This is a genomic window from Nocardiopsis sp. TRM 82005 (genome assembly GCF_056312425.1).
Genome location: NZ_JBWDTQ010000020.1, coordinates 42,383 through 67,056, shown reverse-complemented (window position 1 = coordinate 67,056; position 24,674 = coordinate 42,383). Strand labels below are relative to the sequence as shown.

20 protein-coding genes and 1 tRNA gene are annotated in these 24,674 nt (G+C 68.5%); 14 read left to right on the top strand and 7 right to left on the bottom strand.

The genetic code is table 11. From position 1 onward, the window contains the following. Nucleotides 1-101 precede the first annotated feature (101 nt). Nucleotides 102-175 (bottom strand) — tRNA-Gly (locus AC0T5L_RS16720). A gap of 138 nt (nucleotides 176-313) precedes the next feature. On the opposite strand from AC0T5L_RS16720, the gene dcd reads away from it, so the two are divergent. From dcd to AC0T5L_RS16700, 4 genes are all read left to right on the top strand, one after another. Then, on the top strand, nucleotides 314-898 hold the full coding sequence (gene dcd / locus AC0T5L_RS16715) for a dCTP deaminase (protein WP_476166416.1): 585 nt from the start codon (nucleotides 314-316) through the stop codon (nucleotides 896-898). 420 nt (nucleotides 899-1,318) lie between these two features. Beyond that, nucleotides 1,319-2,317 (top strand): quaternary amine ABC transporter ATP-binding protein, encoded by a 999-nt coding sequence (locus AC0T5L_RS16710; RefSeq protein WP_476166494.1) that lies wholly within the window; start codon nucleotides 1,319-1,321, stop codon nucleotides 2,315-2,317. Beyond that, nucleotides 2,314-3,537 (top strand): ABC transporter permease, encoded by a 1,224-nt coding sequence (locus AC0T5L_RS16705; RefSeq protein ID WP_476166415.1) that lies wholly within the window; start codon nucleotides 2,314-2,316, stop codon nucleotides 3,535-3,537. The genes AC0T5L_RS16710 and AC0T5L_RS16705 overlap by 4 nt, the downstream gene beginning before the upstream one ends. Before the next feature lie 65 nt (nucleotides 3,538-3,602). After that, nucleotides 3,603-4,544: a glycine betaine ABC transporter substrate-binding protein gene (locus AC0T5L_RS16700; protein ID WP_476166414.1), complete on the top strand. Its 942-nt coding sequence runs from the start codon at nucleotides 3,603-3,605 to the stop codon at nucleotides 4,542-4,544. Between the two features lie 174 nt (nucleotides 4,545-4,718). Here AC0T5L_RS16700 and AC0T5L_RS16695 read toward each other — a convergent pair whose 3' ends face one another. Together AC0T5L_RS16695 and AC0T5L_RS16690 are read right to left on the bottom strand one after the other, a co-directional pair. After that, nucleotides 4,719-5,333, bottom strand: coding sequence for a rhomboid family intramembrane serine protease (locus AC0T5L_RS16695; RefSeq protein WP_476166413.1), 615 nt, complete (start codon nucleotides 5,331-5,333; stop codon nucleotides 4,719-4,721). A gap of 183 nt (nucleotides 5,334-5,516) precedes the next feature. Then, the gene (locus tag AC0T5L_RS16690; protein WP_476166412.1) at nucleotides 5,517-5,990 is read right to left on the bottom strand and encodes a hypothetical protein; all 474 of its coding nucleotides are present in this window, start codon (nucleotides 5,988-5,990) and stop codon (nucleotides 5,517-5,519) included. 673 nt (nucleotides 5,991-6,663) lie between these two features. Here AC0T5L_RS16690 and AC0T5L_RS16685 point away from each other — a divergent pair. The 5 genes from AC0T5L_RS16685 to dacB all read left to right on the top strand — a co-directional run bounded on the left by AC0T5L_RS16685 (nucleotide 6,664) and on the right by dacB (nucleotide 14,454). Further along, on the top strand, nucleotides 6,664-8,364 hold the full coding sequence (locus AC0T5L_RS16685; protein ID WP_476166411.1) for an ABC transporter family substrate-binding protein: 1,701 nt from the start codon (nucleotides 6,664-6,666) through the stop codon (nucleotides 8,362-8,364). Nucleotides 8,365-8,445: 81 nt separating this feature from the next. Beyond that, a complete protein-coding gene (locus tag AC0T5L_RS16680; RefSeq protein WP_476166410.1) occupies nucleotides 8,446-9,456 on the top strand; it encodes an ABC transporter permease in 1,011 nt (336 codons plus the stop codon). Further along, nucleotides 9,449-10,366 (top strand): ABC transporter permease, encoded by a 918-nt coding sequence (locus AC0T5L_RS16675; protein ID WP_476166409.1) that lies wholly within the window; start codon nucleotides 9,449-9,451, stop codon nucleotides 10,364-10,366. Before AC0T5L_RS16680 ends, AC0T5L_RS16675 begins: the two co-directional genes overlap by 8 nt. Further along, entirely contained in the window at nucleotides 10,363-12,555 is a 2,193-nt protein-coding gene (locus AC0T5L_RS16670) for an ABC transporter ATP-binding protein (RefSeq protein ID WP_476166408.1), read from the top strand. Before AC0T5L_RS16675 ends, AC0T5L_RS16670 begins: the two co-directional genes overlap by 4 nt. Nucleotides 12,556-12,927: 372 nt before the next feature. Continuing rightward, entirely contained in the window at nucleotides 12,928-14,454 is a 1,527-nt protein-coding gene (dacB, locus tag AC0T5L_RS16665; protein ID WP_476166493.1) for a D-alanyl-D-alanine carboxypeptidase/D-alanyl-D-alanine endopeptidase, read from the top strand. Between the two features lie 224 nt (nucleotides 14,455-14,678). Here dacB and AC0T5L_RS16660 read toward each other — a convergent pair whose 3' ends face one another. Together AC0T5L_RS16660 and AC0T5L_RS16655 are read right to left on the bottom strand one after the other, a co-directional pair. Further along, complete coding sequence (locus AC0T5L_RS16660; RefSeq protein ID WP_476166492.1) at nucleotides 14,679-15,245, bottom strand: TetR/AcrR family transcriptional regulator; 567 nt, start codon at nucleotides 15,243-15,245, stop codon at nucleotides 14,679-14,681. Nucleotides 15,246-15,277: 32 nt separating this feature from the next. Beyond that, a complete protein-coding gene (locus AC0T5L_RS16655; protein ID WP_476166407.1) occupies nucleotides 15,278-15,601 on the bottom strand; it encodes a DMT family transporter in 324 nt (107 codons plus the stop codon). A gap of 310 nt (nucleotides 15,602-15,911) precedes the next feature. Between AC0T5L_RS16655 and AC0T5L_RS16650 the strand changes: the two genes are divergently transcribed. Then, nucleotides 15,912-17,210 carry a L,D-transpeptidase gene (locus AC0T5L_RS16650; protein WP_476166406.1) on the top strand — a complete coding sequence of 433 codons (1,299 nt, stop codon included), beginning with the start codon at nucleotides 15,912-15,914 and terminating at the stop codon, nucleotides 17,208-17,210. A gap of 98 nt (nucleotides 17,211-17,308) precedes the next feature. Here the strand turns inward: AC0T5L_RS16650 and AC0T5L_RS16645 are convergent, their stop codons facing one another. Next, nucleotides 17,309-17,959 carry a TetR/AcrR family transcriptional regulator gene (locus AC0T5L_RS16645; RefSeq protein WP_476166405.1) on the bottom strand — a complete coding sequence of 217 codons (651 nt, stop codon included), beginning with the start codon at nucleotides 17,957-17,959 and terminating at the stop codon, nucleotides 17,309-17,311. Between the two features lie 166 nt (nucleotides 17,960-18,125). On the opposite strand from AC0T5L_RS16645, the gene AC0T5L_RS16640 reads away from it, so the two are divergent. From AC0T5L_RS16640 to AC0T5L_RS16625, 4 genes are all read left to right on the top strand, one after another. After that, nucleotides 18,126-20,582, top strand: coding sequence for a beta-glucosidase (locus AC0T5L_RS16640; RefSeq protein ID WP_476166404.1), 2,457 nt, complete (start codon nucleotides 18,126-18,128; stop codon nucleotides 20,580-20,582). Between the two features lie 146 nt (nucleotides 20,583-20,728). After that, nucleotides 20,729-22,111 carry an ABC transporter substrate-binding protein gene (locus tag AC0T5L_RS16635; RefSeq protein WP_476166403.1) on the top strand — a complete coding sequence of 461 codons (1,383 nt, stop codon included), beginning with the start codon at nucleotides 20,729-20,731 and terminating at the stop codon, nucleotides 22,109-22,111. After that, nucleotides 22,108-23,079, top strand: coding sequence for a carbohydrate ABC transporter permease (locus AC0T5L_RS16630; RefSeq protein ID WP_476166402.1), 972 nt, complete (start codon nucleotides 22,108-22,110; stop codon nucleotides 23,077-23,079). The genes AC0T5L_RS16635 and AC0T5L_RS16630 overlap by 4 nt, the downstream gene beginning before the upstream one ends. Then, on the top strand, nucleotides 23,076-23,990 hold the full coding sequence (locus AC0T5L_RS16625) for a carbohydrate ABC transporter permease (protein WP_476166401.1): 915 nt from the start codon (nucleotides 23,076-23,078) through the stop codon (nucleotides 23,988-23,990). Before AC0T5L_RS16630 ends, AC0T5L_RS16625 begins: the two co-directional genes overlap by 4 nt. 140 nt (nucleotides 23,991-24,130) lie before the next feature. Here AC0T5L_RS16625 and AC0T5L_RS16620 read toward each other — a convergent pair whose 3' ends face one another. After that, nucleotides 24,131-24,373, bottom strand: coding sequence for a hypothetical protein (locus tag AC0T5L_RS16620; RefSeq protein ID WP_476166400.1), 243 nt, complete (start codon nucleotides 24,371-24,373; stop codon nucleotides 24,131-24,133). Nucleotides 24,374-24,674: the final 301 nt, after the last annotated feature.

The following is a 24,674-nucleotide window of genomic DNA, read 5'->3' as shown; positions in this document are numbered from 1 at the left end:
GGTCGGCGTCCGCGCGTGTGGCACGGCGACCGGGACAGGCCCCGGAAAGCAGTGCGGCCAGGTGTTCGGTTCTCACCGATCTACCTGGCCGTCTGTGTGTCTGGAGCGGATGACGGGAATCGAACCCGCGTTATCAGCTTGGGAAGCTGAAGTTCTACCATTGAACTACATCCGCGTCGCGCCGCCGGAGTACCGGCTGGCAACGCACGCCATCCTAGCCCAACTTCGGACTGTGTGGGCAAGTCGGCGCGGGCCCACTCCGGGCGGGGGGCTCGCGACTACGCAGCGTTGTCCCAGGCGGTAGGTTCGGAGCGTGCTGCTCTCCGATCGTGATCTCAGGTCAGAAATCGACGCCGGGCGGGTCAGGATCGACCCCTTCGACCCCGGTCTCGTCCAACCCTCCAGCATCGACGTACGGCTGGACCGCTTCTTCCGGGTGTTTGAGAACCACAAGTACCCGCACATCGACCCCTCGGCCGAACAGCCGGACCTCACCCGGCTGATCGAGACCAACGGCGAGGAAGCCTTCATCCTGCACCCGGGCGAGTTCGTGCTGGCGTCCACCTACGAGGTCGTCAGCCTCCCGGACGACATCGCCAGCCGCTTGGAGGGCAAGAGCTCCCTGGGACGCCTGGGGCTGCTCACCCACTCCACGGCCGGGTTCATCGACCCCGGCTTCTCCGGTCACGTCACGCTCGAACTCTCCAACGTGGCCACCCTGCCGATCAAGCTCTACCCGGGCATGAAGATCGGCCAGCTGTGCATGTTCCGCCTCTCCTCCCCGTCCGAGCACCCCTACGGCTCCGCGGGCTACGGATCCCGCTACCAGGGGCAGCGCGGACCGACGCCGTCCAGGTCCCACCAGAACTTCATCCGCACCCGAATCAACCCTGGGTGACCAGGGGAAGACAAGAAGAACTGTTTACGGTACGGTCATGGATAGACACTTTCTGTCGCTCGCCCCGCTTGTCTCTAATATGTGACCAAGTTCACCCCCCGTTTGCCAGTGGCATAGATCACATATAGGCGCCGGGCGACGTCGACAACCGCTGCTACAAGTCGAAAGATGGCTTTTACGCAGTTTAAACATGTTATTTGGTGGTTATATACCGCCTGAACTGTGCCTACGTACCTCGGTAGGGTTGCGCTCCGAAGAGAACCAGGTAGCGGTTCCGCCCCTGTGAGGGCATGCAAGGGGCCCCTGCGCGGGCCGACTACCTGCGAAAACCGCGGATGGCGAAGGGCGGACTGTGTCCGGCACGCCTCGCGGCCGGGACAGCCCTCTGAGGAGACCGTGTCAGCAGTACGCGCAGACCACTTGTACAAGGTGTTCGGAAAACAGTCCCGAGCCGCCGTTGAGCGGCTCTCGGACGGTAGTCACCGTGACACCATCACAGACCTCGACGTGACGGCCGCCGTCATCGACGTGTCGTTCGAGGTCGAACCAGGCGAGATCTTCGTCGTCATGGGCCTGTCCGGATCGGGGAAGTCGACCCTGATCCGGATGCTCAACGGCCTCCTGGAACCCACCGCGGGGACGGTCGAGGTCGACGGCGTGGACATCACCGCCCTCACCAGGAAGAACCTTCTGAAGCTGCGGGGCGAGAAGGTCAGCATGGTCTTCCAGCACTTCGCCCTGCTGCCCCACCGCACGGTCCTGGAGAACGCCGCCTACGGCCTGGAGCTGCGCGGCGTACCGCGCGCTGAGCGTGTCCACAAGGCCCGGGAGACCCTCGAACTGGTGGGTCTTGACGGCTGGGAGGACAAGCTCCCGTCCCAGCTCTCCGGAGGCATGCAGCAGCGTGTGGGCCTGGCCAGGGCACTGACGGCCGACACCGACATCATTCTCATGGACGAGGCCTTCAGCGCGCTGGACCCGCTCATCCGGCGGGACATGCAGACCCAGCTCCTGGAGCTCCAGAAGACCCTGGGCAAGACCATCATCTTCATCACGCACGACCTGAACGAGGCCATGCGCCTCGGCGACCGGATCTGCGTGCTCCGCGACGGCCGCGTCTCCCAGATCGGCACCGCGCAGGAGATTCTCAGCGAACCCGCCAACGACTACGTCGAGCGGTTCATCGAGGACGTCGACCGCACCCGCGTGCTTACCGCCGCCTCGGTGATCGACCCGGACGCCGATCCGGCCGGCTCCTCCGAGCCCCGGGTGGACGCCCAGACCCCGGTCGCTGACCTGTACGCCAGCGCAGCCGCCTCCGACCGCCTCAGTGTGGTCGACGACGAGGGCAGTGTGCTGGGCACGGTGACACGCAACTCCGTACTCGCCGCGCTCGCGGCCGGAAAGGAGACACCGTGACACCCGTCGACTTCCCGCCGAACCTGCCGGTCGGTGACGGTTTCGAGGCCCTCAACACCTGGCTCAAGAGCAACTTCGGCCCCGCCTTCGACGCCATCGCCGTGTTCATCCGGTGGGCCGTGGAGAACCTGTCCGGGTTCTTCGTCGACCCGGCGGCAGGGCAGCTCGCCTTCGTCGCCGCCGTGATCATCGCCGTCCCGCTGCTGCGCGTCCGACGCCTGCCGCTGGTGGCCATCGTCGCCGCGGTCTCGGTGCTCTACATCCTCCAGGCGCAGTTCGCGCTCGGGAACACCGTCATCAACAGCCTGCCGCCGCAGGTCTTCCTGTGGGCGATGAACCTGTTCGACCAGCAGTACGTGGACGCCTACTTCTGCGTCTCGCTGGTCTTCCTGGTCGCGGTCGCCGTGCTGGGCACGCTCGACAAGGGCACCCGCCTCCGCACCGGTGCCGTCGCGGGCGGTTGGCTCGTGCTGGTCCTGCTCGGCTGGCTCCTCTTCCCGGCCCTGGTCACGGAGCCCAGGTCGCTCCTGATGATCCTGCTGCTGAGCCTCCTGGCGTTCTCGGTGGCCGGGTGGCGGATGGGCCTGTTCGGCCTCATCGCACTGACCCTGGTGGCGTCGGTCGGACAGTGGACCAACGCCATGGACACGCTCGGCCTCGTACTCGTGGCCAGCGCCATCGCCGTGGTCATCGCGATCCCGATCGGTGTCCTGGCCGCCTACAACGACGTGGTCAGCAAGCTCGCCAAGCCGGTCCTGGACCTGATGCAGACGCTGCCCGCGTTCGTCTACCTGATCCCGGCGATCTTCTTCTTCTCCATCGGCGCCGTGCCCGGCGTGGTCGCCACCATCGTGTTCGCGATGCCGCCCGGCGTGCGCCTGACCGAACTGGGCATCCGCCAGATCGACCAGGAGCTGGTGGAGGCGGGGGAGTCCTTCGGCGCCCCCAGCCGCAAGATCCTGACCGGCATCCAGCTGCCGCTGGCGCTGCCGACCATCATGGCCGGTGTCAACCAGGTCATCATGCTCGGCCTGTCGATGGTCGTCATCGCGGGCATGGTCGGCGCCGGCGGCCTGGGCAGCGAGGTCTACGAGGGCATCACCCGCAACGACGGGGCCCTCGGCTTCGAGGCCGGTATCGCCGTGGTCATCCTGGCGATCTTCCTGGACCGCCTCACCGTGGCCGTCACCCGTAACAGCCCGAGCGCCGCGGCCGCCTGATCGCCCAGAGCGTACGCACATCCAAGATCCCGCACGAAGAATTCCCCGAGGGAAGGAATCCCACGATGTACAGCCGTAAGCGCATGGCATCCCTGTCCGCCGCGGGCCTGAGCGCCGCACTCCTCCTGTCCGCCTGCGGCAACGGTGGCGGTGAGGACCTCACCGGCCCCGAGGACGGCGGTGAGGGCGACAAGGAGATCAACATCGGCCTGATCGCCTGGGAGGAGGCGATCGCCACCACGAACATGTGGAAGGTCGTCCTGGAGGAGAAGGGCTACGACGTCACGGTGACCGACCTGGACGTGGCCCCGCTGTTCCAGGGACTGGACAACGGCGACGTGGACCTCTACCTCGACGTCTGGCTCCCCACCACCCACGCTGACTACTGGGAGGACTACGGGGACAACCTGGAGAAGCTCAACACCTGGTACGACACCGCCAACCTGACCGTCACCGTCCCCACCTACATGGAGGACGTGAACAGCATCCCCGACCTGGCGGACAACGTCGAGGAGCTGGACGGCCGGATCGTCGGTATCGACCCGGGCGCCGGTCTGACCCGCGTCACCAAGGAAGACGCGATGCCGGGCTACGGCCTGGACGAGGACTTCGAGCTGGTCGAGTCCTCCACCGCCGCGATGCTCGCCGAGCTGGACTCGGCGATCGCCGACGAGGAGCCCATCGCGGTCACCCTCTGGCACCCGCACCCGGCCTACGCCCAGTACGACCTGAAGGACCTGGAGGACCCCGACGGCCTCATGGGCGAGGCTGAGACCCTGCACTCGGTCGGCCGTGACGGGTTCGGCGACGACTACCCCGAGCTGACCGGCTGGCTGGAGAACTTCGAGCTCAGCGATGACGAGCTGGCCGAGCTCGAGGTCATGACCGTGACCGAGGACGGCGGATACAAGGACGACCCCGAGGCGGGCGCTCGCGCCTGGCTCGCGGACAACCCCGAGTTCCTGGAGCGCACCCTGGGCGAGGACGCCGAGGGCCTGGAGTTCTGAGGCCGTTCCTGCTTCGGGGCTTCGCTTCGCCCCGTGTCCTGGAGCCCTCAGGGCGGCCCCGCGGGGGCGGCCCGAGCCCAGTACCCGTGAACGCCGACGGGCCGTTCCCCTTCTCCGGGGAGCGGCCCGTCCGCGTGTTCGGCCCCGGCCTGGTCCCGTGCCGGGGACGGGGCCTCAGGGGGCGTAGTAGCCGCCCTGGGCACCTCCGTATCCCTGGTTGAGCTGCCTGTTCCTCTCGCGTTTGGGGAGCAGGTAGGCGGCGAGCAGACCGCCGATGAAGCCGAAGAGGTGTGCTTGCCAGGAGACGCCGGGGTACTGGGGCAGGACCCCCCAGATCATCGTTCCGTAGAAGAGGATCACGCAGATCATGATGACGATGTCGATGGTCTTGCGTTCGATGATGCCGCGAAGGACCGTGTAGCCGAAGTAGCCGAACACCAGGCCGCTCGCCCCCACGGTGAGGGAGGTCGGCGAACTGAACAGCCACACGCCCACGCCGCTGACGAGGATGATGATCAGCGTGGTGAGCAGGAACCGCCCCAGGCCGCTGAACGCGACGAGCGAGCCCAGCACGAGGAACGGCAGCGAGTTGCCGATGAGGTGTTCGAGGTTGCCGTGCATGAACGGTGCGGTGAACATGGTCCAGGGACCCTGGAGGTCCCAGGCGCGCAGGCCGAGTCGCTGGTCGAGCGTTCCAAGGAGCAGAAAGCTGTCGAGGATCTCGAAGACCCACATGGCCGCGAGCATCCCCGCTACGGTCAGGATGGCGGTGATTCTGGACTGCTTCACCCCACCGAGAGTAGAGGACACGGGCTTGTGTCGGTATGTACGTGGGGCGTGTGGTGGGTAATTGTCTGTTGTGCCCAGAGTTGCCCTGATCGGGTTCGTCTGAGCCCGGACACACGGCATCCCGGACGGACGCACCGCGGGGACACACGCCGGGCGGCGGGCAGGAGTCGCGGGAGAGCCCTCTCAGGAGGTCAGGGAGCGCTTGCGGGGCGGGATACCCGCCACCGCCATGAAGGACTCGACCTTGGCCGGGCTGGTCATCCCGGTCAGCGGCAGGTAGGCGCGCGAGGTGCGGCGGTTGCGCAGCGAGGGGAAGCGCTTGGGCCGACCGGTGGTGTCGCACAGTCCGAGAGAGCGGATGCGGCCCGGCAGGACGTAGTAGGAGCCGATGTCGTGGAAGGGCACGCGCACGATGTAGCGGCCGCGCTCGTAGCGGAACTCCCCGTCGGAGATCTCCAGTACGGGTGGCCTGATCATGTGGCCGTGCACGGCCAGCGCGGCACCCGCGAGGGCCAGGAGGACGCCGAGGGTGATGTTGATCCAGTGCGAGGGGTCGATCGCGACCGCCACGGCACCCATTGCCACCAGAGCGTAACCAGCCCACAGCTCCACGTGTTTGCGGCCCGCGGGGCAGACCAGGCGGACTGTTTCGGACACGGCAGAGGCCTCTCTCGCTGGTTGCTGCGTGTGTGATGACGGCGATCGCCGTACGAAACCCTATCCGCTCCGGCGGTCTACGGGTGGTGGTTTCGGACAGCTGGGTGCGCAGATTCCAGTATGTGCCCTACGTGCTTTAGGGGTTTATGGGCGACCTTGCCGCCTTTATCTTATAATCATCGGGTCATCCCATGAATGGCGTATTTATGTGCACTCGAAAGCCCTCGCTGAATCACTTGGTGGCTAGTGGGTGGTTTTCAGGGTATATGCGAGCTTTGAGCTATTTGTCTACTTTTCCCTGGGTAGCCATGTGGGATGACTGTGTAGTTAAACCGTGTTTACTTTACCATAAACACTGTTGACGAAAGCAAAGGATCCACAATGTATTTCTGGCTTGTCCGAATCTTCGGGGTGGTGGTCGTGTCCCCCGGGTATGGGCTCTGACCTGTGGTGACGAGCGTGATTTCGCGGGGGTGGGTGCGAGCTTCTGCCCCCCCCGGGGGGTGATGAACGCGAACCGGTTGCGGATGGGTCACGAATCCTGCACTGGGGCTATACAGACATTTCGCTCAATGGTCTTCTGATCGACTAATCGCCTAAATTCTGCGGGATGTGTGAGAACCACACGTGCCCCCCGGGGTTCGGCTCGTATTAGTGATCAAGGGTGTAACTGATGCACAAACGAAGGAAGACGCTCGCACTCGCCGCGGCGGGAACCTCCGCGCTGATGGTGTTGACCGCCTGCTCCGGTGGCGGCGAGGGAGGTGAGGGAGACGAGAAGGAGATCACCTGGGTGATCAACAGCCTCCCCGCGTCCTGGGCCAGCATCAGCTCCGCGGGCGGCAGCGTCTACACCCTCCAGGCGCTCTCAGGCGTGGTGCCCCACACCGGCCTCTGGCAGCCCGACGGCAGCTACGCCTACAACATGGACGTCCTCGCCGAGGAGCCCACACTCATCAACGACGACCCTGACGAGGGGCCGTTCCAGTACAGCTTCACGCTCGCCGAGGACGCGGTGTGGAGTGACGGTGAGCCGATGACCGGCGAGGACCTGCGGGTCACCGCGATGATGTCCGCCTCACCGGACGAGGGCTACTGCACCACCTGCGACTCGCGTCTCACCACCAACGCCGACATGATCGACACCATGGAGGCCGACGGCAAGACCCTCACGGTCTCCCTCAAGGACGGGCTGGCCGACCCCGAGTGGATGGGTCTGGTCGACACCGTCAGCGCCGGCGGCGGCTTCTACCCCTCCCACCTGGCCGAGGAGCAGGGCTGGGACGTCGACGACCCGGACGAGCTGGGCGAGTTCTTCACCTGGCTGCACGACACCCGCCCCGAGTGGTCCGGCGGCCCCTTCGTCATCGCCGAGGGCGACCTGGAGAACCAGGTCGTCAAGGAGCCCAACCCCGAGTGGTGGGGCGAGGCGCCCAAGGTCGACCGCATCATCATGCCCTTCAACACCGACGAGGGCACCTTCGTCAACGCGTTCAACAACGGCGAGATCGACGGCGCCAACCCCGCCCAGTTCAGCGAGGACGTCATCACCGAGCTGGAGGGCATTCCCGACACCACCCTCACCGTCGGAGAGGGCAGCACCTGGGAGCACATCGACCTCAACACCGAGAACGAGTGGCTCTCGGACGTCGAGCTGCGCAAGGCCGTCTTCACCGCGATCGACCGCGACGACATCGCCAGCCGCACCTACGGAGGCGTCTACCCCGACTACGAGCTGAAGAACAGCCACACCTTCAGCAACGACAGCGAGTACTTCGTCGACCACATCACCGGCACCGGCCAGGGCGACGGCGACACCGAGGCCGCCACCGACATCCTGGAGGAGGCCGGATACGAGCTCGACGGCGACACCCTGACGCTCGACGGCGAGCAGGTCGGCCCCTTCCGCCTGCGCAGCACCGACACCGTAGTGCGCAGCAACTCCGTCCAGCTGGTCCAGTCCCACCTGGCCGAGATCGGCATCGAGACCACCATCGAGATGACCGACAACCTGGGCGAGATGCTCGACGCCCAGGACTACGACATCGTCCAGTTCGGCTGGAGCGGTTCGCCGTACTTCACCAGCAACCCCCAGCAGCAGTGGCACAGCGAGAGCGGCAGCAACTTCGGCGGGCTCGACAACGAGGAGATCGACGAGCTGGTCGAGGCCACCGGCACCGCGTCCAACCAGGACGAGGCCGCTGAGGCCGCCAACCAGGCCATGGAGCTCCTGGTCGAGGAGGCCTACGTACTCCCGCTCCTGGCCGACCCGAACTACTTCTTCGTGAACGACCGGGTCGCCAACATCGAGGACAACCTCAACTCCAGTTTCCGCGCCACCTACAACATCGGTGAGTGGGACCTCGCCGAGTAGATCGGCGCAGGCCCCAGGCCCGGATCCGGGACACCCTCCCGGTCCGGGCCGGTCCTCGTTCACCCCTGAAGGATCACACCCATGCTCGTTTACACGGTGCGGCGCGTCCTGGGCGCGATTCCCGTCCTCCTCCTCGCGTCCCTGCTCACCTTCGTCCTGATCGACCTCTCGGGGGATCCGCTGGCGGACCTGCGCGTCCAACAGCCTCCCCCCGACCCCTCGGTCCTGGAACTCCAGGAGGAACGGCTCTACCTCGACCACTCCATGCCCGAGCGGTACTGGCTGTGGATGACCGGTATCGGTGGCAACGGCGACATCGGACTGCTCCAGGGCGAGTTCGGACCCTCCACCCAGAGCGCCACCTACGACATCGGCGCGAACATCGCCGAGAGGCTCGGGGTCACCCTGCGCCTGATCGGCGCGGCCACCGTCTTCGCCCTCGGCCTGGCCATCCTCTCGGGTGTGGTCAGCGCGATGCGGCAGTACTCCAAGCTCGACTACACCCTCACCTTCATCGGCTTCCTCGCCCTGGCCATGCCGACCTTCTGGTTCGCGGGCATCGTGCAGCAGACCGGGGTCGGGTTCAACGAACTCCTGGGCAACCAGTTCTTCGCCACGGTCGGCGACGGCACCTACCAGGCCCAGGGAGAGGACCTGTGGGGGAGGATCACCAACGTCTTCGCGTACATGACGCTGCCGACGATCGTGCTGATGCTGACCAGCTTCGCGTCGTGGAGCCGGTACCAGAGGACCTCCATGCTGGAGGTGCTCAACAGCGACTACGTACGCCTGGCCCGGGCCAAGGGCCTGCCCAACCGCGTAGTCATCCGCCGCCACGCCCTGCGTACCGCCCTGATCCCGCTGACCACCGTGGTGGCGGTCGGTCTGGCCGGGATCATCGACGGCACCGTCCTGACGGAGCGCGTCTTCCAGTGGCGCGGGCTCGGAGAGTTCTTCATCCAGGCGGTCGAGGCGAACGACTCCTTCGCGCTCATGGCATGGCTGATGCTCAGCGGTACCGCCGTCATCCTGGCCAACCTCATCGCCGACCTGCTGTACGGCGTGCTCGACCCGAGGATCCGCTATGAGTGAGAACAGGGCGCCAGGCGCCAACCGCAACGCCGCCGAGAGCGTGGGCGGTGTCGAACGCACACAGTTGCAGATGATCACGCGCCGGTTCCTCCGGCACCGGCCCGCCATGATCAGCCTGGCGCTGCTGGCCGTCATCGTCGCCTTCGCCTTCCTCGGCCCCTTCCTCTGGACCTGGGACCACACCGTCCACCGGGAGATCCCGCCCAGCGTTCCGCCCAACGGCGATCACCCGCTCGGTACGACCACGGCCGGAAACGACGTGCTGGGCCAGCTCATGCGCGGTGCCCAGCAGACGCTGAAGGTCGCTTTCACGGTGTCGGTCCTCGGCACCGTCGTGGGGTCTCTGTGGGGGGCCACGGCCGGGTACTACGGCGGTCGGGTCGACTCGCTCATGATGCGGGTCGTCGATGTGTTCATGATCGTCCCCCTGCTGGTCATGGTCGCCGCGATCGCGGGCAGCGTGCGCGGCGGGACCACCTGGTACGCGGTCGCCCTGATCATCGCCGTGTTCTCCTGGTCCCAGATCGCCCGTGTCGTGCGCGGCGTCGTCCTGTCCCTGCGCGAGCAGGAGTTCGTGGAGGCCGCCAGGGCCGCGGGCGCTTCGCCGGGGTGGATCATCGTCCGTCACCTGCTGCCCAACGCGGCGGGGCCGATCATCGTCGCCGCCACCCTGCTGATCGCGGTGGCGATCCTGCTGGAGGCGGGCATGTCCTTCCTCAGCTTCGGGATCCAGCTCCCCGACATCTCCCTCGGCCAGATGATCGGCAACGCGCGGACCGCCGCGTCCACGCGCCCCTGGCTCTTCTACCCGCCGGGCGTCCTCCTGGTGTTCATCTGCCTGACGATCAACTTCATCGGCGACGGGCTCCGCGACGCCCTGGACCCGCGACAGACCATGGGGCGGCGATGACCACGACGGATCACACGAGCGACGAGAAAGCGGTCACCGTGGAACGCGACGACGATGTGGTGCTGGAGGTCCGGGACCTCAGCGTGACCTTCCCCTCCGACGACGGGCCGCTGCCCGCCGTGCGCGAGGTGTCCTACCTCCTGCGCCGAGGTGAGGCGCTGGGGATCGTGGGCGAGTCCGGATCGGGCAAGTCCGTGACCTCCATGGCGATCATGGGGCTGCTGCCCAGGAACGCCCGCGTCGAGGGGTCGGCGAAGGTGCTGGGCCAGGAGATCATCGGGCTCACGGACGCGCAGATCAGCAAGGTCCGGGGCAACAAGATCGCGATGATCTTCCAGGACCCGCTGACCTCACTCAACCCCGTCTACACGGTCGGTTACCAGATCGCCGAGGCCGTGCTCGCGCACCACAAGGTGGGCAAGAAGGCCGCGATGGCCCGCGCGCTGGAACTGCTGGAACTGGTGGGCATCCCCAACCCGGAACAGCGGATCAAGCAGTACCCGCACGAACTGTCGGGCGGTATGCGCCAGCGTGTGGTGATCGCCATCGCGATGGCCAACGAACCGGACGTCATCATCGCGGACGAGCCGACCACAGCCCTCGACGTGACCGTCCAGGCCCAGGTTCTGGAAGCCCTGGAAGCGGCCCGCGAGGAGACGGGCGCCGCTCTGGTGCTGATCACCCACGACCTGGGCGTGGTGGCCGGCCACGTCGACCGGATCGGCGTGATGTACGGCGGCCGCCTCGTGGAGACGGGGCCGGTGGAGGACGTCTTCTACCGGCCGCGCATGCCCTACGCCCTGGGCCTGCTGGGCTCCCTGCCCCGGCTGGACGAGGATCAGAACGAACGGCTCACCCCCATCGTGGGCACCCCGCCGTCCCTGCTCTCCCTGCCCGGAGGGTGCGCGTTCGCACCGCGCTGCCCGATGGCGCGGGAGCTCTGCCACGAGCAGGAGCCGCGCCTCCTGGCGACCGACGGGAACGGGGACCGCGTCCGTGTCGCGGTGGGGGACACCGAGGCGCACACGGCGGCCTGCCACTTCAGCGACGAGCTGGGGGACGCGCGGCCCACCGACCTGTTCAAGGGGACGGCGGTGACCGCCGAGGCCGAGGAGGACACCGGAGAGGATCGAGAGGTCCTCTCCGAGGCCTCCGAGAGCGTCGGCGGTGGAAACGGCGGAGAGGCCATCCTGACCGTCAAGGGCCTGGTGAAGGACTTCCCGATCCACTCCAAGGGCATCCTCAAACGCAGGGTCGGCGAGGTGCAGGCGGTCTCCGGGATCGACCTGGAACTGCGTGAGCACGAGACCCTCGCGCTCGTGGGCGAGTCGGGCTGCGGAAAGTCCACCACCGCGCGACTCATGCTCCAGTTGATCAAGCAGACGGCGGGCGAGGTGAACTACATGGGACAGCCGCTGCACTCGCTGTCCCCGCGCCAGATGCGGCCGCTGCGCCGCGACCTACAGCTGGTGTTCCAGGACCCGTTCGCCTCCCTGGACCCGCGTATGACGGTCTCGGACATCATCGCCGAACCGCTGCGGATCCACGGTCAGTCCAACGGCTCCGCCAAGAAACGGGTGGGGGAGCTGTTGGACCTGGTGGGCCTCAACATCGAGCACGGCTCGCGCTACCCGCACGAGTTCTCCGGCGGCCAGCGCCAGCGCATCGGCGTCGCCCGGGCGCTGGCGCTCAACCCCAGGGTGCTCATCCTGGACGAGCCGGTCTCGGCCCTGGACGTGTCCATCCAGGCCGGCGTGATCAACCTGTTGGAGGACCTCCAGGACGAGCTGGGCCTGTCGTACCTGTTCGTCTCGCACGACCTGTCGGTGGTCAAGCACATCGCCGACCGGGTGGCCGTGATGTACCTCGGCAAGATCGTGGAGACGGGTACGACCGAGCAGCTGTTCGGGGCGCCCGCGCACCCCTACACGCAGGCGCTGATCTCGGCCATCCCGCTGCCGGACCCGGTCAAGGAGCGGACCCGGGAGCGGATCGTCGTCACCGGCGACGTGCCCAACCCGGCCGACCCGCCGTCGGGCTGCCGGTTCCGGACCCGGTGCCCGAAGTTCGCCGGGGAGCTGTCGGAGAACGAGCGCACCAAGTGCGTGGAGGAGCCGCCGGCGCTGCTGGACCGGGGGGCCGGACACCAGGACGCCTGCCACTACTCGCGGGCGATCGAGCTGTTCTGACCCACCGTGCACGGCGTGGGGCCCGGCGGGCCGGCGCGGGGCGCGATCCCCGTACCGGCCCGCCGCCGTGCGCGCAGTCCGGAACCGGTCACGGCGCCCCCAGCGGGTTCTGGCAGGTCGACGGAGGCCGTGCCGCCTTCGCGGGGACCCTTCGCCGGCGACCCGCGCGAAGGGTCCTGGCACCGGGGTCCCGTACGGGTTAGGGTGCGGTGCCCTTTCCGTCCGTGACCGGTAGGAGACAATGAGTTGACAGCCCCAGCCATCCCCTGGATCCCCGCGTCCGTACGCCACCGTTTCGAGAACCGGCGCCGCGAGGGCCGTCGCAGTACCGTCTGGGCGGCCGCCGCGCTCGTCGCCGTGCCTCTGGTTCCGATGGCGCCGCCGGGCGCGTCCCCGGCGCACGCCGACCCGGCCGCGGCCGAGGAACGCCTGGAGGGCCTACGGCAGGACATCGACGCCCTCCTGGAGGATCCCTCCCTGGAGGGCGCGGTGTCCGGCCTGGTCGTCACCGACCCCGACACGGGCGAGGTCCTGTACTCGCGCGATGGCGGCGAACAGCTGCTGCCCGCGTCCAACATGAAGCTGTTCACCGCGGCGGCCTCCCTGGAGGTGCTGGGAGCCGACCACACCTTCTCCACCGAGGTGATGGTCGAGGGCCGCCCCGGCCACCGGCGTTCCGTGGAGGACCTGTACCTGGTGGGCGGCGGAGACCCGACCCTGTCCGAGGACGACCTGGACGAGCTGGCCGCCGACGTGGCCGAGTCCGGGATCGGGCTCGTACGGGGCGATGTGCGTGTCGACGACACCTGGTTCGACTCCGAGCGCCTCGTGGACGACTGGTGGCCCGAGGACGAGCCGTACGCGTACTCGGCGCAGATCTCCGCCCTCACGGTCGCCCACGGGGATCGCCACGACACCGGTGTGACCGAGGTCGTGGTCTCCCCGGGAGGGTCGGGCGGGCCGGCCGAGGTCGACCTCGGCGCCGCCGAGGGCTACGCCGAACTGGACAACCAGGCCCGTACCGGTGCCCCGGGCAGCGGCAACACCCTGGTCGTCGACCGGCGGGTGGGCACCAACACCATCACGGTGAGCGGCACGATCCCGGCCGACGGCGCTCCCGTGACCGTCCTGCGCACGGTGGACGAGCCCGCCGGGCTGGCCGGGCACCTCTTCGAACAGGCGCTGGAGCGGCACGGAGTCACCGTCATGGGCGGTGTGGAGCCAGGTGAGGCATCCGGGGGCCGGTTCGGGGCCAGGGTTCTGGCCGACCACGAGTCCCCCGAGCTGGAGAGGATCCTCGTACCGTTCATGAAGTTCAGCAACAACGGTCACGCGGAGATGCTCGTCAAGAGCATCGGCAGGGAAGTCGCGGACGAGGGCAGCTGGGACGCCGGGCTCACCGGCGTGGAGGACGCTCTGACCGGTCTGGGCGTGGACACCTCCGCCCTCGTCCTCAACGACGGATCCGGCCTGTCCCGGGGCAACCTGGTCACCGCCGACACGGTCATCGACCTGCTGTCGCGGGCACGCGGTGCCTCCTGGCACGGGATCTGGGAGGCGTCCCTGCCGGTGGCCGGGAAGAGCGACCCTTTCGTGGGCGGCACCCTGCGGTACCGCATGGGCGGCACCGCGGCTGAGGGCGTGGTGTCGGCCAAGACCGGCACCATGACCGGGGTCAGTGCACTGTCGGGATACGCGCCCGGACCGAACGGCGGTGAGCTGGTGTTCAGCATCGTCAACAACGGCCACAGCGGCCCGGCGCCCCGGGCGGTGCAGGACGCGGTCGCCATCAGGCTGGCCGAGTACATGGGCCACCGCACGCCCGTGGGCGTGCGCCCGCAGAGCGCACCCGCGGAGGCCGGCGGTGAGCTGGAGTGCTCCTGGGAGCTGACCTGCTGACAAGCCGCGGGTCCGGTCCGGACCTTTGAGCCATGGTCCGGAGGGCCACGGGGGAGCCGCCCCCGTGGCCCTCCGCGTGCTCCACGGGCGTGAACCCGTTCCGCCGTGGCGGCCACGGGACCGGGGCCGTTGAGCCGTTTCGACCCCCGAACCCCTTCTGCCAGGAGCGACGGCCCACGAAGGCGGGGAAACGGGTCTGGGCGTCGGCACCGCCGTCCTCGGTGTCACCGCTCCCGGCCGTTACGCGATGCGTGCGACACCAGCCGGCTGAGTGCGCGGTACACGGCGTCGGCTGTCAGCTCCGGGTCGGCGCAGCTGCGCAGGAACAAGCCGTCGACGGCGGCGCTCGCGCCCGCGCGATCGTCGGGGACGGGTAGGTGGGGCGTGAGGAAGGCGTCCACGGCCCGGTTCCAGCGCTCGGTCTGCGGGCGAAGGGCCGGGCGCCGGGCGGCGAGCATGAACAGCTCGCACTCGGCCATCACGTGGGCCCGCTCGGGCCCCGACCCCGCCGCGATGATCCCGGCGAGGGCGCGCATGGCCGCGTCCGTGTCGTCGGGCAGGGCCGCCAGGGCGGCCACGTAGGCGTCGTTGACCCGGGTGAGGGTGTCCACGAGCAGGTCGTCGACGGTCGCGTAGTAATAGGTGACCGCGCTGGGCGGGACCCCGGCCTCGGCGGCGACGCGTCGCTGGCTGACCGCCGCCACGCCGTCGCGTTCGACCACGCGCATGGTGGCGTCCAACAGCTGTCGGCGGCGCCGCTCGCCCTTGCGTCTGCGGCCGTCGGTGATCATCTCCGGGTCGGTGTCCGCCACGCTCACCCCCTTCAATGCCGACCGCCCATCTCCAGGGCCATCACCCCGCCGATGATCAGGGCGATCCCGCCCACCTGGATCCAGGTGAGCGTCTCACCGAAGAGCACGGTGCCGATCACGGCGACCAGTGCGATGCCCACGGCCGCCCACACCCCGTAGGCCAGTCCGAGGCCCATGCCCCGGGTGAGGGACTGGCTGAGCATGAGGAAGGCCAAGGCGTACCCGACCACGACGAAGACCGAGGGGATCAGGCGGGTGAAGCCCTCCGAGAGCTTGAGCGAGGTGGTGGCGACCACCTCGGAGATGATCGCCCCGACCAACCAGAGCCATGCCATGTCACCCTCCCGACAAGAAAGCTGAGCGTTCGACCAGATTTCTCGGACAAAAAACCTGAGCGTCCGCACCAGATCCTAGTCCAGAAGATCCCCCGGAGCACGGTGCCGGTCGCGGATGCCCGTAATCTCGTTCCCGAGGGAGGCTGACATGTACCCCCGGGGTGTATTATCGGCGGTTCTGGTGCTCTCACCCTCAGGGCGTCAGTGATAACCGCTCTATACCGATGCGCGGGATTTCAGAACCTTTTGGGCACACGCGCGTCTTACTGGTAGTACACGGTGTTCAAGGCATGACATGGAGGTGCCAGACGTGACAGGCAGGACACCCGGGGCGGTGATGCGCCGGTTCGGTATCGGACTGGTCGCGCTGACGCTCGCCGCCACAGCCTGCACATCCGGTGAGGCCGAGACGCAGAGCGGCGGTTCCGGCTCCTCCGAGGCCGAACCCGCGGAGTTGGTGATCTCCCCCGAGGACGGCACCGAGGAGATCGCGCCGGACTCGCCCGTGCGGGTCACCGCGGAGAGCGGCGTCATCACCGATGTCCAGGTGGACCAGGTCGTCGTCGACGAGGCCTCCGCCACGGAGGCCGAGGAGGACGCGGACCTCTACGACGTGACCGGCACCCTCAACGGGGACGGCACCGAGTGGGTCAGTGACTGGAACCTGCGCCCCGGTTCGGAGGTCGTGGTCACCGCCACCGCCGAGAACGACGCCGGCGAGAAGGCCGAGCTCGTCCACGAGTTCACCACTCTGCCCGCGGTCGCAGGACAACGCCTGGAGCTTGCGTCCAACTTCCCCGTCTCCGGTGACACCGTCGGTGTGGGTATGCCGGTCGTCATCAACTTCGACCTGCCGGTCACCAACAAGGCGCAGGTCGAGAACTCCATGGAGGTCGTCTCCGAGCAGGGCATCGAGGGCGCCTGGAACTGGACCAACGACCAGACCGCTGTGTTCCGCCCCGAGGAGTACTGGGAACCCCACCAGGCCGTCACCGTCGACCTGCGCCTCGCGGGCGTCGAGGCCTCCGAGGGCGTCTACGGCGTGAGCAACCACCAGCTCGACTTCGAGGTCGGCCGTGAGCTGATCGCGACCATGCACGTGCCCGACCACGAGATGGTCATCACCGTCGACGGCGAGCAGGAGCGCACCATCGAGGTGAGCAACGGCAAGGCCAACCGCCGCTTCGACACCACGAGCAGCGGCACCCACGTGCTGATGGAGCGGTACGAGCACATCACCATGGACTCCACCACCGTGGGTATCCCCGAGGACTCCCCGGGCTCCTACAACGTGGACGTGCAGTACGCGGTCCGCACCTCCAACAGCGGTGAGTTCGTGCACGAGGCCTCCTACAACCCCGCCATCGGCTCGTCCAACACCTCCAACGGCTGCACCAACCTGCGGATGGACGACGCCCGGTGGTTCTTCGAGAACACCCTGATGGGCGACGTGCTGGACACCACCGGTACCGACCGCGAGTTCGAGTGGGACAACGGCTGGGGTTTCTGGCAGAAGTCCTGGGACGAGTGGCTGGACGGGAGCGTGACCGGCGAGCCGCAGGTCACTGACGGCTCCGGTACCCCCGGCTCCGTCCACGGCGAGCAGTAACCGCCGCCCGAACGCCGAAGGGGCGCCGGGAACCGCACGGTTCCCGGCGCCCCTTCTCATGTTCTCCGCCCGGCCCTCCCCGCCCTCGGGCACTCCGGTCAGCCCTCCCGGGACAGCCGGGCGACGACGGCGTCTATCACCAACTCGGTCACGGCGGCCATGTCGACGGACTCGGGGTCCAGGAGCCACTGCACCTGCGAGCCGTCCATCACGGCGATGATCGCCGCCGCCGCGGCCTGCGCGGGGGAGCGCCCGTCCGGCCCGGGCGTGTTGGCGGGCCCCCGGTACCTCGGTTCGAGCCGGTCCAGGACGGCGTCGCCGATCTCTCGGCGCAGCACTGTGTAGCGGTCTCGGAACCACTCCTGCGCCGGGTGCTCGTCGGTGGCGCTCTCCGCCGACAGCACCGCGTACAGCTGGGTGGTCCCCGGGCGGTCCGCGTTGCGCTCGGCGGTGGAGACCAGGTGGTCCAGCATCCGGCTGCCCTCCGGAGCCGGATCGTTGTCGTCGCGCAGCTCCAGGACCGCGGTGAGCAGATCGGTCTTGGACCCGAAGTGGTGCAGGACCCCCGCCGGGGTGATGTCGAGCATCGCCGCGATGTCGGCCAGCGAGGTGTTGTGGAAGCCCTGGGAGGCGAACACGTCGGCGGCCGTGCGCAGGATCTGTTCGCGCCGGTTCACCCGCCTGCGCGGTGCCGGGGCCTCGGCGCCGGTGGAGGGACGTGTGTCCGGCGCTGGGGTGCTCTCGCTCATTCCTGCTCTCCGCTTCCTGCGCTCCTGCGGGAGCGCTCCGGGTCCGTGGCTGGGGTCGGGGACCCAGTCTTCTACGGTATCGAGATTCCCACAGCACTATTGCTTAATGAATATTAAGTAAGTAAGGTTCCGGCTCAAGAGACGTACGTCACAGGACCAGGGGCTCATGAGTTCAGACCTTCACATCCGCCTCACCCGGATCCCGCTGGAGGACAAGGTGCGCCTGCTGACCGGCCGCACCGGATGGGTCCTGCACGAGAGCCCCGAGGCCGGGCTGCTGGCGCTCACCCTCTCCGACGGCCCCGCCGGGGTACGCGGCACCGAGGCCACCCAGGAGGAGCACTCGGCCAGTACCCCCAGTCCCACCGCGGTCGCCGCGGCCTGGGACACCGGGCTGATGGAGCGCACCGGCCGCTTCTTCGCCGCCGAGGCCCGGCGCAAGGACGTCGACGTCGTCCTCGCGCCGGTGCTCAACCTCCACCGCTCACCCGTCGGCGGGCGCCACTTCGAGTGCTTCTCAGAGGATCCCCTCCTCACCGGAGAACTCGGCGCGGCCTTCGTGCGCGCCGTCCAGGGAGAGGGCGTGGGGACCTGCCTCAAGCACTTCATCGGCAACGAGACCGAGCACGAGCGCACCAGCTACCGCGCCCGCATCGACGAGCGCACTCTGCGCGAGGTCTACCTGCCGCCCTTCGAAGCCGCCCTGGAGGCAGGCGCCTGGACCGTCATGGCCGCCTACAACGGCGTGGACGACGGCGCGGAGTCCAACAGCATGACCGACCACCGACGCCTGCTCACAGGGCTGCTCAAGGAGGAACTCGGCTTCGACGGCGTGGTGGTCAGCGACTGGACGGCCGCCCGCAGCACCGCGCCCTCCGCCAACGCCGGGCTCGACCTGGTCATGCCCGGCCCGCGCGGTCCCTGGGCCGAGGGCGACGCCCTACTGCGGGCCGTCCGCGCCGGCGAGGTCCCCGAGTCGGCCGTCGACGACAAGGTCGTCCGCCTCCTGCGCCTGGCCGGTCGGGTCGGCAAGCTCGACCGTGACACCCCGCCCGCCGTCGAAGGCGAGGACGAGCGCGTCCTCCTGCGTGAGATCGGCTCACGCGGCCACGTCCTACTCCGCAACGAGGACGACCTGCTGCCCGTCGCCGCCGACGGCGTGCGGCGGATCGCGCTCATCGGTCCGAACGCGGTGGACGCCTACACCCAGGGCGGCGGCAGCGCACACGTCAACCCCAAGTACCTGGTCAGCCCCGCCGAGGGACTCCGCGAGGCCCTGCCCGACGGCGTGGAGCTCACCGTCGTGCGCGGCGGTGATCCCCGAAGGCACCTGCCGGATGTCTCACGCGACCTCGTCACCTCGCTGGGCATGACCCTGTTCGACCCCTCCGGCGACCCCGTCGGCACCCCCGAGCTCGACCGCACCGCCTTCCACGTCGGCGTGGACGACCCCCGCGCGGTCAGGGCCGTCGCCACCGCCGAACTCCGCCTCACCGAACCCGGCCTCCACCGGATCGAGGTCGGCGTGGTCGGCCGCCACACCGTCCGCGTCGACGGAGAAGTCCTGGCCGAGGGCGGTCGCACCGCCTCCGACGCCGAGATCCTGGAGTCCCGGCACAGCCACCCCGACGGACCCGGCACCGAGATCGAGGTCGGCGCCCCCCGCACAGTCCACGTCGAGATCGAACTGGAGGTCGCCGACTTCGGCGGATTCGGCCGCGGCGTCATCGCCCAACTCCGCCACCTGCCGCCCGGACCCTCCACCGAGGAGGAGATCACCGAGGCGGTCCGGGCCGCCGAGGAGGCCGACGTCGCGATCGTGGTGGTCGGCACCAACGACGAGGTCGAGTCCGAGGGCTACGACCGCCCCACCCTCTCCCTGCCCGGGCGCCAGGACGAACTCGTCCGCCGCGTCGCCGCCGCCAACCCGCGCACCGCCGTCGTGGTCAACGCCGGAGCACCCGTGCTCCTGCCCTGGCTCGACGAGGTCCCCGCCGTCCTGTGGTCGTGGTTCGGCGGCCACGAGTACGGACACGCCCTCGCCGACACCCTCACCGGGCGGTCCGAGCCCACCGGCAGGCTCCCCTGGACCCTGCCCCGCGACCACGCCGACGTCCCCGTCATGGACCCCCGGCCCGACGACGGGGTCATCACCTACGACGAGGGCGTGTTCGTCGGCTACCGCGCCTACGACCGTGACGGACGTGACCCCCACCGCCCCTTCGGGTTCGGGCTCGGCTACACCGACTGGGAGATCACCGGGGCCTTTCTCGGTGAACCCCTCCCCGAACGCGCCGACGGCCGACTCACCGGCCCCGTCCGCGTCACCGCGACGCTTACCAACACCGGTGCCCGACCTGGGCGTCATGTGGTGCAGGTCTATGTGGAGCCCCCCTCCGACAGCGCGGGCACCACGCGCCCGGTGCGGTCCCTGGCCGCGTTCACCTCCGTACGGGCCGAACCCGGAGAGGAGGCCACCGTCCACCTCGACGTCCCGCCGCGTGCCTTCGCGGTCTGGGACCCCGACACGCACTCGTGGCACACCCCGGAAGGGCCCTACCGCCTCGCGGTCGGCTCCTCCAGCCGCGCCATCGCGCACCGCCTCCCCCTCGACCCGCGTTAGGGCATGTCACCCGGCTCGCTCTGCCCGAGTGTTCGGGAGCCCGCCGACGGCCTTCGGCCACAGTTCCCCCGGTCCTACCCTCGACACATCCAGGACCCGGGGTGTACGAACCAGCCCCCCACAGAAGGTCCCCCCAAGGAATCAGTATGAAGACTCCCATCCCCCCACCCGGCGGAGTGTCCCGCCGAGGGCTGCTCCGCGCCGGCCTGACGGCGTCTGCGCTCGGACCGGCCGCGGCGCTCGGCGGATGCGCCGCCACCGTCGGCCCGGCCGAGAACCGGCCGATCGTCCCGCCCAAGGACCCCGACGAGAACATCACGCTCACGTACTGGACCTGGTGGCCGGGCTTCCAGGCGGTGGCCGACCTCTGGAACGCCGAGCATCCCGACATCCAGGTCAGGGCCGTGACCATCCCCGGAGGGCTCGACGGCGGGTACGCGAAGATGTTCAACTCGCTGGTCGCGGGCAACCAACCCGACCTGGCACAGGTGGAGTTCTTCCAGCTCCCCTCCTTCCTCCTGGAGAACGGGCTGGAGGACCTCGGCCAGTACGGAGCGCTGGAGTACGCCGACCGCTACGACGAGTGGCAGTGGCTCCAGGCCTCCTACATCGGCGGCCACTACGGCATGCCCGTGGACTCCGGACCGCTGATGTACTTCTACCGCGCCGACAAGTACGAGGAATGGGGCGTCGACGGTGCCCCCGCCACCTGGGAGGAGTACGCCGAGGCCGCCCGCCGCGTCGCCGCGGCCGAGGACGGCGCCTTCATCGAGTCCTTCCCCGTCGGCGACGCGGACTGGCTCGCGGGCATGTGCATGCAGGCTGGAGCCCGGTGGTTCAGCACCGAGGGCGGTGAGTGGTCGGTCAACTTCGTCGACGACGCCTCGGTACGGGTGGCCGAGTTCTGGGAGGGGCTGGTTCGCGAGGGCGTCCTCAACCTCACCCACGCCGTATGGTCCACCGGCTGGTACCAGGCCCTGCAACAGGGCACGATCGGCACGTGGACGGTCGGCAGCTGGGGCGACGCCATCATCAAGGGCAACGACCCCGACAACCCCGGCCGGTGGAAAGTCTCCGGCATGCCCCAGTGGGACGAGGGGCAGCGCAGGGAGGGCACCTGGGGAGGCTCGGCCTCGGTCGTGCTCAGCGGGGCGCCCCACCCGTACGAGGCGGTGCGGTTCGCGAACTGGCTCAGCACCGACCAGCGTGCGGTGGACGCCATGATCACCGAGTGCGGGATCGGCTGGGCGGCCTCGGAGGAGGTCAACGACGAGTCGGTCCGCAACCAGGGACCCGACCCCTACTTCTCGGACCAGAACTACACCGGCATCGTCGCCGAGGCGACCGAGTACATCCCCACCGGCTGGGAGTGGGGGCCGACCCTGTCCAGCACCAAGGACCACATCGGTGACGCGTTCCGCTCCGCCGTCGCCAACGGGACCTCCTTCGTGGACGCCCTGGCCACCGCGCAGGAGAACACCGTCAACGACATCCGCGCCAAGGGCCTGTCGGTGAGGAGCGCGTCATGACCGCCACCACGCGTACCGCGCCCGGAGCCGACTCCCCGAGCATGCCGCGCACCGGCGCCGCCGCACCGCCCGGCCGCCGGTTCCGGGCCGGAGTCCTGGTGCCCTGGGGGTTCGTCGGACCGTTCCTGGCGCTGTTCGTCCTGTGCTTCGTCCTGCCGATCATGTACGCGGTCTACCAGAGCTTCATCCAGATCCGCCGGTTCGGTCTGTTCGGCGAGGAGGGCCGGGAGACCGTCTTCGCCGGGTTCGACAACTACTCCCGGGCCCTGGGCCAGGAGACGTTCGTCGACTCCATCGGCCGGGTCCTGCTCTTCGGCGTCGTCCAGGTCCCGGTCATGCTCGGACTGGCCCTGGTGCTGGCCCTGCTCCTGGAGTCGGCCTCGGCGAAGTGGCCCGGGTTCTTCCGGGCCCTGTACTTCATGCCCTACGGAGTCCCCGGAGTGGTGGCCTCGCTGCTGTGGGGGTTCCTGTACGTCCCGGGCCTGTCCCCGATCCTGGACGTGTCCGGGCTGGTGGGCCTGGAACTGGACCTGCTCGGCCCGAACAGCGTGCTGTGGTCCATCGCCAACATCATCACGTGGTTGTTCATCGGCTACAACATGCTGATCCTCATCGCGCAGCTCAAGACGATTCCGCACGAGCTGTACGAGTCGGCGCGCATCGACGGGGCCGGACCGCTCCAGACCGCCTGGAACATCCAGCTGCCGCTGATCCGCCCCGCCCTGGTGCTGACCACCATCTTCTCGATCATCGGCACCCTCCAGCTGTTCGCCGAGCCGCAGATCCTGGCGGCGTTCACGGTGAACATCGACTCCGCGTACACGCCGAACATGGCAGCGTTCAACTCCGCGTTCACCGACAACGACTACAACGTGGCGGCGGCGCAGTCGGTCATCGTGGCCCTGACCGCGTTCGTGCTCTCGTTCGGGTTCCTCTGGTTGGTCAACAGGAAGGACCGGCAGCGATGACCACGACCGACGTCAAGAAGGACGGCACGGCACCCGCGCGCCGCCGCACGGGCCGGGGTACCGCGACCGGGGCCTCCACGAAGTCCAAGATCCTGGTCACCGCGATCCTCGCCGTCGCCGCCGCCTATTTCCTGGTTCCGGTGTACTGGGTGTTCGTGGCCTCGACCAAGACCACCTCGGACCTGTTCAACTCGTTCGGGTTCGGACTGGGCGAGGAGTTCGCCCTGTTCACGAACGTCCTTGAGGTCTTCACCTACAACGACGGCATCTTCTGGCGCTGGACCCTCAACAGCCTCCTGTACTCGGTGCTCGGCGCCCTGCTGGCCACCGTGCTGGCCGCGGCCGCCGGATACGCCCTGGCCAAGTACGACTTCCGGGGCCGTGAGCTGGTCTTCGGCCTGGTCCTGGGCGGCGTGCTCGTCCCGGCGGCGGCCACCGCGCTCCCGCTGTACCTGCTGTTCAGCCAGATCGGCCTGGCCAACACCTACTGGGCGGTGCTGCTGCCCAGCCTCATCTCCCCGTTCGGGCTCTACCTGTGCCGGATCTACGCCGACGCATCGGTGCCCGACTCCATCATCGAGTCGGCCCGGCTGGAGGGTGCCGGCGAAGGGCGCATCTTCTTCACGCTCGGGTTGCGCATGATGGCCCCCGCACTGGTGACGGTGTTCCTGTTCCAGATGGTCGGCATCTGGAACAACTACTTCCTGCCGCTGGTGATGCTCGCCGACGAGGAGCTGTACCCGATCACCCTGGGCCTGGTGACCTGGCAGTCCTACCAGGGCCGCGACATCGACATGTACATGCGGGTGGTCACGGGATCCATGTTGTCGGTCATCCCGCTGATCATCGCCATCATCGTCCTCCAGCGCTTCTGGCGCGGAGGCATGACCGCGGGCGCCGTCAAGGGCTGACCCGCACCGGCGGGGCCTCCGACCGAGCCCTTCGGGGGTCCCGCCGTCCCAGACCTTCCTCCTGTTTCCTTCAACCGTTCCCGTGCTCAGCCGCGCGCCCGTAGAGTTGGTAGCGGCGCTTCGCCGCAGGGGCCGGGCCCTCACCAGGCCCGGATGCCGCCGAGCGGAGCAGGCAGGCGCTCGTTCAGCCAGGTCCAGGTGCCGTCGTTCTCGGTGAAGCGGCGCTGGACGCGTTCCACCTCCGTGAGCGGGTGCGCGAACACCTCAGTCCACGCCCCGGCGGTGCGCTCCTCCAGGTAGAGGCTGTGCGCGTCGGTGCGCATGCGCACCGCCTGAAGGGTGTGGGAGAAACCGTCGCGCAACTGGATGCGGTAATAGGCCATGGGAAGTCCCTGGAAGTGTGGTTCGTCCTGGTCGACAGGGCGGTGCGTTTCCCGGGGCGTATGCGGTCGGGCCGCGAAAGTCCCCGCAGGGCGGCGGCGAGAGTGCCGGAACCCGGAGTGCTCCGGGGAACGGGTGCGGTGCCGGGGCACCGTGCTGTCCGTGGTTTCGGACATTACTCCTGTCCGGTACGCGGTGTGACCGTAAACGAGAGTACGGTGGGTGAAAACCAGATGATCCGTCGGTGAGTACAGACTCTGTTTCGGAAAAAAGCTTTGTTATCACCGCATAACACGTGATTCG